Source organism: Ferdinandcohnia sp. SAFN-114, from assembly GCF_059415045.1.
In genome coordinates this window covers 24,985-36,526 of record NZ_JBPFDQ010000018.1, presented here as the reverse complement: position 1 = coordinate 36,526, position 11,542 = coordinate 24,985, and the positions used below count along the sequence as shown (strand labels likewise).

General features: G+C 38.0%; 11 protein-coding genes. 2 read left to right on the top strand and 9 right to left on the bottom strand.

Going from position 1 to position 11,542, the window contains the following annotated elements; translation table 11 throughout:
* Positions 1-79: 79 nt before the first annotated feature.
* The 9 genes from ACR65M_RS07950 to ACR65M_RS07910 all read right to left on the bottom strand — a co-directional run bounded on the left by ACR65M_RS07950 (position 80) and on the right by ACR65M_RS07910 (position 9,082).
* Positions 80-580, bottom strand: a complete 501-nt coding sequence (locus ACR65M_RS07950) for a competence protein ComK (RefSeq protein WP_341333147.1) — start codon at positions 578-580, stop codon at positions 80-82.
* Between the two features lie 121 nt (positions 581-701).
* Positions 702-1,055 (bottom strand): helix-turn-helix domain-containing protein, encoded by a 354-nt coding sequence (locus tag ACR65M_RS07945; protein WP_341333146.1) that lies wholly within the window; start codon positions 1,053-1,055, stop codon positions 702-704.
* 288 nt (positions 1,056-1,343) lie between these two features.
* A complete protein-coding gene (locus ACR65M_RS07940) occupies positions 1,344-2,402 on the bottom strand; it encodes a BtaManbiosPhlase (RefSeq protein WP_121445551.1) in 1,059 nt (352 codons plus the stop codon).
* A 70-nt stretch (positions 2,403-2,472) separates the two neighbouring features.
* Positions 2,473-3,438, bottom strand: coding sequence for a DUF1861 family protein (locus tag ACR65M_RS07935; RefSeq protein ID WP_440273047.1), 966 nt, complete (start codon positions 3,436-3,438; stop codon positions 2,473-2,475).
* A 42-nt stretch (positions 3,439-3,480) separates the two neighbouring features.
* Positions 3,481-4,425 (bottom strand): MTP-1 family protein, encoded by a 945-nt coding sequence (locus tag ACR65M_RS07930; protein ID WP_440273046.1) that lies wholly within the window; start codon positions 4,423-4,425, stop codon positions 3,481-3,483.
* Positions 4,425-6,050, bottom strand: coding sequence for a glycoside hydrolase family 13 protein (locus ACR65M_RS07925; protein ID WP_440273045.1), 1,626 nt, complete (start codon positions 6,048-6,050; stop codon positions 4,425-4,427). The genes ACR65M_RS07930 and ACR65M_RS07925 overlap by 1 nt, the downstream gene beginning before the upstream one ends.
* 14 nt (positions 6,051-6,064) lie before the next feature.
* Positions 6,065-6,892, bottom strand: a complete 828-nt coding sequence (locus ACR65M_RS07920; RefSeq protein ID WP_121445553.1) for a carbohydrate ABC transporter permease — start codon at positions 6,890-6,892, stop codon at positions 6,065-6,067.
* A complete protein-coding gene (locus ACR65M_RS07915; RefSeq protein ID WP_121445554.1) occupies positions 6,879-7,757 on the bottom strand; it encodes an ABC transporter permease subunit in 879 nt (292 codons plus the stop codon). Before ACR65M_RS07915 ends, ACR65M_RS07920 begins: the two co-directional genes overlap by 14 nt.
* On the bottom strand, positions 7,757-9,082 hold the full coding sequence (locus tag ACR65M_RS07910; RefSeq protein ID WP_440273044.1) for an ABC transporter substrate-binding protein: 1,326 nt from the start codon (positions 9,080-9,082) through the stop codon (positions 7,757-7,759). The genes ACR65M_RS07915 and ACR65M_RS07910 overlap by 1 nt, the downstream gene beginning before the upstream one ends.
* Positions 9,083-9,436: 354 nt before the next feature.
* Between ACR65M_RS07910 and ACR65M_RS07905 the strand changes: the two genes are divergently transcribed.
* Positions 9,437-10,450: a LacI family DNA-binding transcriptional regulator gene (locus tag ACR65M_RS07905; RefSeq protein ID WP_440273043.1), complete on the top strand. Its 1,014-nt coding sequence runs from the start codon at positions 9,437-9,439 to the stop codon at positions 10,448-10,450.
* Between the two features lie 117 nt (positions 10,451-10,567).
* The gene (manA, locus tag ACR65M_RS07900; protein WP_440273063.1) at positions 10,568-11,518 is read left to right on the top strand and encodes a mannose-6-phosphate isomerase, class I; all 951 of its coding nucleotides are present in this window, start codon (positions 10,568-10,570) and stop codon (positions 11,516-11,518) included.
* Positions 11,519-11,542: the final 24 nt, after the last annotated feature.

The window sequence follows — 11,542 nt, the reverse complement described above, 5'->3', positions numbered from 1 at the left end:
CAATAGTAAGTCTGAGGGACAGGTCCAGCGTCTCAGGGAGATGATGTTGATTCATGGGACCAGTCCTCATAACCTATAGTTACATTCCTAGCATTGGATACGCTTGCATTTTTTCTTGTGTTGAATATTGTAAGACGCACATAGTTGTCCGGGTGTATTGCTTTTCTAATAGATAATAAGATTCGTTCATAAGCAGTTGTTGTTGATTTTTGAAATGAATAATGGATTGGATTGTGTTGCTTTGGTGAGAAGGTACGATTGATTTTATATGGTGGTAGAAGATCCAATTGCACTCAAACGCGGTAGGAGAGTGAGTGGGAAACGCAAACATATTTCTTCGGGGATTGATTGGAATAGGTACCTTTTGAATTGCTCCAGTCAGATGGGTGACGGCTTTGCGTCGGCCTTCGTATGTAGAGCCGCCCTCGAGGCAAGCTGCTTTAATGATTTGGAGTGGAGTTTGTCTTATGTAGAGGGTTTGATTTTCCTCTTTGACAATCGCTGAGTACTCGATTTCCTTTGCGGGACGGATAGCCATTGTGTGGGGGTTCACTTCGTAAGTGAGTTGAATGTTTTTCATGTGGTTTGCTCCTTTTTTTGTGGTGGTGGTGCGGGGGATATTATTCAAGAGAAACGTTATTGGTCGGTGGAGAGGTGAATTATCAACAATATTGGAGTAAAGGTAATAAGATTACCAATTATTATTTCATCTTTGGATCAGAAATAATGAACTTCGCCATTGTTCTGTTCATGGTTACTATATCTTCGTGGTATTTCTTTGGGATATCTTGATAGATCTCATCTAATTTAAGCATTAACTCAGGGTGTTTGATTTGGCTCGTGAACTCAAAATCCCCAAATAGTTCTCCAGGATGAATATCAAGTTCAACTGCAATTCTCAATAACAGATCTACTGAAGGTGTTCCAATCCCACGCTCAATTTCACTTAAGTATTTATTGGATATTTCTAGGGTTTTTGCTAGTTCTACTTGGCTTAGTTTTTTCTTTCTACGAGATCTTTTAATACTTTGACCAATAACTGCAACATCTATCATAAAGATCACCTCTAGGACTAGTAAATCCTAGAAAAAACAAAATGGAAACACGCTGTTAGTTGGAGTGTGTTGGAAATCAAACTATCAGTTTGATTTTTGGAAAATTTCTTTTTTAGGTCATAGTGACGCCTCGAAACGCCACGACCGGGATAGACCCGAATAATAGGTTAAGGAATGATTTTAATAAATAGAGTATCGTTGAACACACAAAAAAGAAAGACCGTACATTTACATATATAGTGAATGTACGGTCCTCTATTAATATTTCAATGTCTAGTAGTTTCTAGTTCATTCATATTTTAATGAATCGAGTATTTCAGATAGACTTAATTCCGCACAAGCCATTGAGGTATCTGCAACACCGTAATACATTTTTACAATGTCACCTTCAACCAATGCTCCACATGAAAATACGACGTTTCCGAAGAATCCTTCGACTTCATAGCTTGCTTCTGGTTCAAGAATCGGCTTTTCGGAACGAGCAATTATTTTTGTAGGATCTTCTAAGTTTAGTAAGACGGCACCCATACAATATCGATTATCTTTACTTGCGCCATGATAAAGTTCTAGCCAGCCTTTATCTGTTTTGATTGGAACCGCTCCAGCTCCTATCCGTGCATCATCCCACATATTATCACGTAGACCAAATATAAATTGATGATTCCCCCAGTAGAGTAGATTATCTGATTCAGCAATCCACACTTGAGGAGCGCCGGTTGCACTCGGTACAGGGCGATGTAAGGCATAATATTTTCCGTTTATTTTTTCAGGGAAAATTGTAACGTCCTTATTTTCTGGACTAAAGATCATGCCATGGTGGACAATCGTTTCTAAATCCTTCGTAGATACTAAGGATTCTCCCACACCCATTGGAGAAATGGCACTGAAGTACACATAATAGGTGTCATCTATTTTGGTAACACGCGGGTCCTCAATTCCGAATGTTTCGTGTTGGTTCGATGGATACACAAATGGTTTCTCATCCATTGTAAAATGACGCCCATCTTTACTTCTTGCTAAACGTAAATAGGAGAGCGATGTTAAATAGGCAAACTTGTTTGTTTCTACATCGATAATCACACGAGGATCTGAAAAGTCATACCTTGGATCGTCTGTTCTTAACTCAATTACTTCCAGCTCGTTCGTTGTTGGATTATATACAGGTGCTTTTACAATTTTTGGATCTTCACTCAGAGGTCTCTCTGCAACCCGTAATACAAGAATGGTTTCACCATTATATTCTGTGACTCCGGCATTAAATGCCCCAATTACTTCAAAGTTTTTATGATACGGTGTGACATCCATTGGTGTTAGTAATGGATTTTCTTCATAACGATAGATATTCATCAATTTAACTCCTATTGTTGAATTTGAATTAGAAAGCTAATTCAAAGACATTATTTTATTCGTATTCAAACTATCTGATTTTCCCTTCGACGATATCTCCATATCCTTCAAAAGGATTATCGATGGTGATTCTTCCTTCTTCTGTATCACCAATCCCACTATATAAATCTACTTTCCCGTCAGGTCTCGCTACGATTCCTGAAGTAAAGGCACAGTCCATTAGATTTGGTCGTTTCGCAGGTCCTTCTGGATAACAAGAACGTGTTCCGATGATTTTTTCATCTAGTAATGTATGCGTATGAGGGTCAAAAACAAACGAAACATTCATATACACCTTACGTTCTTCTCCGTTATCAGTGGATTGATTGTAGCATTTATGTCCAATGACTCCGATGTACCCACTGGATAATAGATAACATTGGTTACAACCACCCCATTCATCCTGATCGAATAACCCTTCGATAATAGAGGCATTCTCAATCACTTCTGCATTTAATTCATTAACATGATTGATGGTTGTAAATCCTACAATAGACTCGCTGCCATACTTTTTCCGGATTTCTTCGCTTCTTGGTCTTGAAAAGACGCCAATCTTGTTATCATGTAACTGAACAAGGCGAATATCCTTCATATAATCAGGACCGGTTGTAAAGTAATATAAATTGTCTAATTCGGTACCCTTATAAAAATAACCGTAAAAGGTATCCACTTCACCTTGTTTATAACGAACGTGGGTGCCACCCATCACGAGTTCATGATCAATAAATGAAATATAAGGATCTTCCAATTGATAGATCATGGAATCCTGCACTAATGTCCATTCATCCTTTCCGGTATTCTCGAATAAACGAACCCAAGATCGTGCCCATTCTTCACGTTTCTCTACTCTTCCAAAGAGATAGGTTTTATTCTGATACAAAAAGGGGATGGAGGTGTTGTAGACGTCATAACCATCTACACCAATAAAGGTGAGTGTTGCAGTTTCATATATTGTTTTGGTTTGTTCAAACTGTGCCCTTTTTTCCGCTAAGTTCAAGTGTGAATAACCTCCTTTTTTTCCTAATCCTTGTCTATGCTTTTATTGTTCAAATAATTGAAAAGGATCTGGTATGAGTAGCACCTGTGCGTCTGCATCACTTATGCCAGCATACAATTCTGCTGTTCCGTTTGCTTTACGAACCAATCCTCCACTAAACACGACATCTACTAAATCCGGGCGCTTTGTGGGTCCTTCCAAGAAATCGGCTCTCTCTGCAATGATCTGCATGTTACTGTAATCGCCAGTTTCTGGATTTACGACAAAAATCATGGAGTAATAGTGACGATCTCCAGCCTCATCAAACCGTGCGATATGTCCTAAGACACCGAGCAGGCCATTTGAAAGAAGGTGGATCTCATTTGCGCCACCCCATTCTTCATCTAAAAATTGTTGAAATAATGGTGCACCGTCGATACCTTGTATGGATAACTCATCCAGTGTACGTACTTTGGTAAAGCCAATTTTTCCTCGGCCGCCTTTTTCTCCTTGAGGGCGTGTAAAGATACCGATAGAGCCATCCTTTAACTCCACCAAACGTAAATCTTTCATGCCATCAGGGCCTTCAAAGAACTTTTCTAAAGTGGCAATGTTTTTCCCGCGATAAAAAACAGTTCTCCAGCTCAATGCATCTTGGAGGGTAGGGTGTGGGAAAGTTTCTACTCCTCCTAAAATCAACTCTTCCCCAATCTTTGTGAAGAAAGGATCCTGCAATTGAAAGACCGGACTATTCTCACGCAAGACCCACTGATCGTCATGGTTTTCAAAAATCATGACTTCAGAAGCCTCGCTATCCCTTTTTTCCACTCGTCCTGCAATTACCCATTTTCCTTCATCTTGAAATGGGGCTGTAATGTTATAGATATCTCTGTCCGTTACTCCTGAAAAAGCAATTCTCTTTTTTTCATAAGGTTGTTTTCTATTTGCACGGTATTCTTCAAGTAATTGAATACTAGAAATTACTTTTTTTTCATTCTGTTTGAGCACTACTCTCTTCCTCTCTTTTCCTCGAATATGATCGCTTCGTATGGTAGAAGTTCTATCTCTAACACCTGATTATTCACCACGGAGGCTCTTCGCGAAGATAATAAGACATTGCAAGCAGCATCCAACGAAATCGTTGTACAATCACGATTAAAGTTCAAATACACAATGATCGTTGAATGCTCATCTGTTCTTTTATACATCATTACCTTGTTATCTAGTTGAAGAGTTTCATACCTTCCAATAGCTAATGCAGGAATAGCCTTCCTTAACTTGATTACCTTTTGGTAGAAAGTAAGCATCGATTCAGCATTGTCTAGCTGATTCTCCACCGTTATATCGTTATCGGGTAATGAAATCCAAGGTTCTACTTCGGAAAAACCAAAATAGCTTGTGGACGCCCATTGCATAGGAGACCTTGAGCTGTCTCTTCCATGTTGATTCGCTTCTGCTAACGCTTCATTTTCCTTTTTACCAGCTTGAAGCGCTAGCTGATAAGCAATAACTCCCTGAACATCCTTCATCTTGGAAATATCCTCAATGATCAGGTCGCGCATTCCGATTTCATCTCCATAATAGATAAATGGAACCCCTTTAGCAGTTAACATAAGAGTCGCCATGAGTTTCGCAACTTCTTCTTCATAGCCAGGAATCGCAAACCTTGATATGAATCGTGACATATCATGGCTACCAAAAAACAGGGTAGGGGTTTGATCATCACGATATTCTCTTTCCATATCGACCAATTGTTGATAGATATGATTAACATCAAGCGTTGATATACTACCTAGATTAAATTGAAAGACGACATCCATTTTATTTGTACCGCAGTATTCTTTTAATACGGTTAAATCTTCCGAGCCAACTTCGCCCACCAAAAATGTATCAGGGTACGAATGTACAAACGTTGATATTTCTCTGATGACGTCAAGAATGCCGTCCTGATCTTTATCATTCACATGTAACTGCTTATTCGTATTTGGATCAATTGGATTATTAGGGTAATGATCTTTCACTTTTAAATGATTAATCACATCGAGGCGAAAACCATCAACACCTTTATCAAGCCAAAATTTCATCACATCAAACATGGCCTTTTTGACTTCTGGGTTTGTCCAGTTTAAATCTACTTGTTGCTCAGCAAACCCATGATAGTAATATTGATCAGTCACTTCATCCCATTTCCAAGCTGATCCACCCATGAAAGATTCCCAGTTATTTGGCTCCTTGCCATCCACAGGATCTTTCCATATATACCAGTCTCGTTTTGGGTGATCTATTGATGACTTGGATTCCTGAAACCATTGGTGATCAGATGAAGTATGATTCAATACGATATCAACAATGACCTTTATGTTTCTTGCATGAGCCTCTTCGAGAAAGTTCTCAAAGTCACGCATTGTGCCATAGTCTGGATCAACAGAATAATAATCGGAAATGTCATATCCATTATCTACTTTTGGTGATTGATAGAAAGGAGTTAACCAGATTCCGTCTATCCCTAAATTAGATAGATAATCCAACTTCGATGTGATTCCAATAAAGTCTCCAATCCCATCGCCATTGCCATCACAGAAGCTAGGCATATAAATTTCATAAAAGACTGCTTTTTTCCACCAATTACCCACAATAAACCTCCAGATTATTTAAGTGTAAATTGCATCCCTTCTTGGAACTTTTTCGCGAAGAACAAGAATAAAATAATAACTGGGATGGTTAAGAGAACAGAAGCTGCATACATTGGTCCTGGGTAACCACCGTAAGGGCCGAACATTTGAGAAATTAATACGTTTAATGTCAACATTTCATCACTACGAACAGCGATCATATCCCATAATAATTCCGTCCAGCGTTCTGTGAATAAGAATAGGAAAATAACAGTTGTGATTGATTTCGACATCGGTAAAATGATTTTAAATAAGATTTGCAAATTACTAGCACCGTCTAGTTTTGCAGCTTCGATAAAGGTGTTGGGTATTGCTTTAAAGAAATTGGTATACATGAATATCGCCCATAAGCTAACCGCCTTTGGAATAATTAAACCAAGATACGTATCGTATAAACCTACTCGTTCGATTAATAAGAAGGTAGGAATTAATAAAATTAAGGCAGGGAAGAACATATGGAACAATACAAAGTTATTGACGAAATCTCTTCCTTTGAAAATTAACTTTGATAGAGCGAAAGAAACTAACACTCCGACTAGCATCATTAAAAAGGTTGATGCAAGGGATACGACCACACTATTAAAGAAGGCGTTAAGCCATGGACGAGCTATACCAACATCTCCACCTGAAAATAACCATTCATAGGAACGTAATGTGAATTCTGACGGGATTAATTTCTTATCAACTTGAGACCAATCCGCAAATGAATTTAAAATCAGGTAGATAAACGGATAAACCATAATCAGTAACAAGATAGATGCAATAAGGTAGCGAACGATATAATTTTTCTTAGCTCCAACCATTTCGTTTACCCCACAATTCAATAAGTTTTCTAATAATATAAATAGAGACAAATGTAACAACGGCTGCTATTAAAGCGATTGCGGATGCATAACCAGCTTGCAAGTTCGTAAATGCTCTTGTGAAGATTTCCATTTGCCATGTATTGGTTGCATTGTTAGGGCCTCCACCCGTTAATTGATACACTTCTGTGAAGATACCGAAGCTAACACCAATTGCCAAAATGAGAACTGTATACAATGCTGGGTATAATTGAGGGATGGTAATTTTCCAAAGGGTTTGCCATCTGGATGCACCATCAATTGCTGCAGCTTCATAGATTTCTTTATTAATCCCTGCTAATCCAGAGAATAAAATCAACCCATAATAACCTGTGAATTTCCATGCAAGCATGAAAGACACAACAATTAATGCGGCCGTAGGCGTTCCAAGCCAGTCAATATTAATACCCATCTTTTCTCGAAGAAACGTATTCAGTGGACCATTATATGAAAGAATTCCATTGACAATTAATGAAGATACAACGCCAGAAGATAAATAGGGAAGAAAGAAACCTATTAAATAAAACCCTTTAAATTTTGGTAGCCCATTGACAACAATGGCAACCGTCAATGACAATGCCACTACGATTGGTACGTAAATAATAAGGAATTTATAGGTATTAAAAAACGCTGCTTGTACACCAGGACTTTTGATTGCGTCAATAAAATTACTAAAGCCAACAAAGTTAAACTCTGGTGAAATCAAATTCCAGTCCGTAAACGCTAAAAATAATGACCAGATAAGAGGTATAAAGAAAAATATAATCCCAAAAAGAACGTATGGGCTAGTGAATAGCCAGCCCATACCGTTTGATGTTTTTTGCATTACTTAAGTTCCCCCTCAATAGCATCCACCATATCGTTCCAGGCTTGTTCAGGGTCGATTTCGCCTTTCACGATTTTATTGAATGCATATTGTCCGATAACTGTTTGAATTTCGTTGTATTTAGAATTTTCCATTGATGGAACCCCTAATGCTACAGCTTCTGCATAAGCTTTCATAAATGGTTTTTCTTCAAAATAAGCTGCAAATGCTTCATTTGAACCTAAATCATCTCTTGCTGGAGGAAGGTCTGTCGTTTGAAGCCATTTTAAGTCAGCATCTGGATTAGAGTACACCCAAGTTAAAAACTCCATTGCTGCTTTTTGTTCTTCTTCAGTTGCGGAAGCATAGACTACGACACCTTTTGCGTCAGCAAATGTTTTTGCATTTTCTGGGTCCATATCATCTGGAACCGGTGGTAGACTTAGTGTATAAGTTTCGCCATATACCAATTCAGGATATTTTTCCTTCCAAGTAGAACCTGGAGTCCAAGGTCCAACATCTGTAAAGATTCCTGTGCCTTCTTCAAACGGATCTGTTACTTGTGCAGTTAATACCGCATCTTCGTTTACTAGATTTTGAACAAATTCAAATACTTCAGTTCCAGCTTCTTTTTCTCCAACAAACTCAGTGCCCTGTACAAATGCATTACCATCAGAAGCAGCATTATAGAGCATAAAGAAGTCGAACCATCTCTTCCATGCTGTTGGGTCTGCTAAATCTGGTTTTGCCCACACATATTTGTCAGGATATTTTTCTTTTAATTTTTGAGCGACATCAAGAACTTCACTATATGTTTTTGGTGCTTCTTCAAATCCAAGTTCATTTAGAATATCCAATCTCCAGCCAAATAACATGGAATTGGAGTAAATCGGGAAGATGTATTGACTACCATCGCCTGATTTCCAGCTTTCAATTGTTTCTGTCATTTGACGTGTGCTAACTAACTCATCAAATCCTTCAATTTCATTTAGAGGTACAATGGCTTTACTTTCAGCTAAAAGCGCACCAAATCCGCGGTTGATATTTTCTGACATTGTTGGTGCTTGTTTGGCTGCAATAGCAGACTGAATACTTGCCTCGGAAGTAGGGCTTTCTTTAATAGCCGATACATTGACTTTAATATCAGCATTTTCCTTTTCAAACTCCTTCGCCATTTCAGACCAGAAAGCTTGTTGAGTTGGGTTAGGAGCTGCCCAAAACTCAATTGTAGTCACTCCTTCTTCCTTATTGCCCGAAGAAGAATCATTACCTGTGCTACAACCGAATAAAGCAGTTGCAGTTAATCCAATTGTGGCCAAAAGTGTAGCTGTTTTTTTGAACTTCATCTTTTATTTCCCCCTTGTTTTACAATTACTCTTACCTTGTTTAATCGCTTACAAAATGCGTTCATAAGGTAGGTTTCGTTGTTGGTTTAATTATTTTTTCCTAGTAACTTAATAAAATACGTAAATAGTATTTTATAATTACAAAGGTAATTACAAGGTTGTTAAATGTAGATTTGTAATGTTACTAGAATTAATTACATTTTGATTATAATGTTAATGTAACGTTAGTGTCAAGGAAGAAGGAGTTCTTCAACATCTTGTCAAATTTAGATTGTTATCTTCCATATTGATATTTTTAGTGGTATTATTGTTGTAACGTTACAAAAAGATTTCGTAATGAATCTAGGAGGAAATATGAAAAAGAAAGTAACGATGCAAGATATTGCAGATAAATTGGGGATTTCAAAAAACTCCGTATCACAAGCTTTAACTGGAAAAAGTGGAGTGAGTGCAGATACCAAACGATTAGTTGAAAAAACTGCAGCGGATCTAGGATATGTATATAAAGGAAAAAAGACAGTCTCAAAAGAAAAAAGGAATCTAACGATTGGCTTGATTGCTACGGAATTTGCCTTTTCCCTTAAGAGTTTTTTCGGAGAAATCTTTTTATCGATCGAACAAAATGCCATTAATAACAAAGTAGACCTTCTGATACAATCGATTTCGGAATCTTCAAAGGAACATTTAATTTTACCAAGTTTCATAGAAGAAAAAAGAGTCGATGGGATCATCATCGTATCTCATATCAGTTTGGAATATATCAACAAAGTGATTTCCACTGGTATTCCTACCGTATTAATTGACCATCATCATCCATTGATACAAGCTGATGCAATCTTAACGAATAATAGGTTTGGAGCTTATACAGCAACGAAACACCTTATTGATTTGGGGCATCGCGACATTGCTTTTGTGGGGAATATTGATTTCTCACCAAGCTACTACGAACGGATGGAAGGGTATTTATTAGCATTGAAGGATGGAAATATCACGCGAAATGAGGAAGTCATGTTTCTTCATATAGAAGAAAATAGTGCTGCAATTGACCAAACGATTAAATCGTTAACTAACGTGCCAAGTGCTTGGTTATGTGTCAATGATGGATATGGTTTTATGGTTAGTTCATCACTAAAGAGTATAGGACGTAAAATACCGGATGATGTGTCAGTATGCAGTTTTGATAACGGTCAATTATCTCAACTATCTGATCCTCCAATCACAACAATGGCAATGGATTTAAAGTTATTTGGATCTTATGCGTTTAAACAGTTACTCTGGAGAATTGATCATCCAAATGAACCGATGCAAGAAATATTACTCCCGGCTAATTTAATTCAAAGACATTCCACAAGTGAATGTAAACAGTAGGTTCGGGATACAGTTCCTTTGTATTAGTGATTCATTTATTGTAGAAAGTGGATTTGAAGAAATACTACATTTATTTTTATCCGATTAATTAACAGAAGTAATGGAAAGGGAAGTGCTATTGTGAAACAACCAATTTTTCTAACACCACAATTTCAGGAACGTATTTGGGGCGGTACTAAATTACGAACGGAATTTGGCTATCAAATCGAATCAGACTTAACAGGCGAGTGCTGGGCTGTTTCTGCACATCCAAATGGGCAGAGTGTTGTAAATCAAGGTCCCTATGAAGGGAAAACCCTTGGGGAACTGTGGGAAGGACATCGCGAGCTCTTCGGTGATATGGAAGGGGACGTATTTCCACTTCTAACCAAAATTCTAGATGCCAATAATGATTTATCGATTCAAGTCCATCCAAATGATGAGTACGCGAACGAGCATGAAAATGGCGAACTTGGTAAAACCGAATGCTGGTATGTAATCGACTGTGAAGATGATGCAGAAATTATCTATGGGCATACAGCTCAAACGAAAGAGCAGTTTGTTTCGATGATTGAAGAAGGCAAGTGGGACCAATTAATGAGTCGTGTGAAGGTAAAGCCGGGCGACTTCTTTTATGTACCAAGTGGAACCATTCATGCCCTATGTTCGGGTGTTCTTATTTTGGAAACCCAGCAAAGCTCCGATACAACCTACCGCGTCTATGACTATGACCGAGTCGATCAAAATGGGAACAAGCGTGAATTGCATATTCAGAAATCAATCGAGGTAAGCACCATTCCACATGAAGAGGTGACAGTAAAGCCTAGCATTGAACAAATTTCAGGTGCTACGATTACTACTTTTGTAAAGGAACATTACTTCTCTGTGTACAAATGGGATATTGAGGATTCTGCAGCCTTCCATCAGGACAAGCCTTTTCTAATCTGCAGTGTATTGAGCGGTACTGCTGAAATTGTAACAGAAGAAGGTAGTTTTTCAATTAAGAAAGGCAGTCACTTTATCTTACCAGCGGGACTAGGTGAATTTGAAGTGAAAGGGAACCTGGAATTAATTGTTTCTCATCCATAAAAGGGACGATGGGGTAGGGGATTT

Excerpts from the sequence above, each read along its gene's own strand:
- ACR65M_RS07910 (WP_440273044.1), bottom strand. The coding sequence starts at position 9,082 with ATGAAGTTCAAAAAAACAGCTACACTTTTGGCCACAATTGGATTAACT.
- ACR65M_RS07905 (WP_440273043.1), top strand. The coding sequence starts at position 9,437 with ATGAAAAAGAAAGTAACGATGCAAGATATTGCAGATAAATTGGGGATT.
- ACR65M_RS07945 (WP_341333146.1), bottom strand. The coding sequence starts at position 1,055 with ATGATAGATGTTGCAGTTATTGGTCAAAGTATTAAAAGATCTCGTAGA.
- ACR65M_RS07915 (WP_121445554.1), bottom strand. The coding sequence starts at position 7,757 with ATGCAAAAAACATCAAACGGTATGGGCTGGCTATTCACTAGCCCATAC.
- ACR65M_RS07920 (WP_121445553.1), bottom strand. The coding sequence starts at position 6,892 with ATGGTTGGAGCTAAGAAAAATTATATCGTTCGCTACCTTATTGCATCT.
- ACR65M_RS07940 (WP_121445551.1), bottom strand. The coding sequence starts at position 2,402 with ATGAATATCTATCGTTATGAAGAAAATCCATTACTAACACCAATGGAT.
- ACR65M_RS07950 (WP_341333147.1), bottom strand. The coding sequence starts at position 580 with ATGAAAAACATTCAACTCACTTACGAAGTGAACCCCCACACAATGGCT.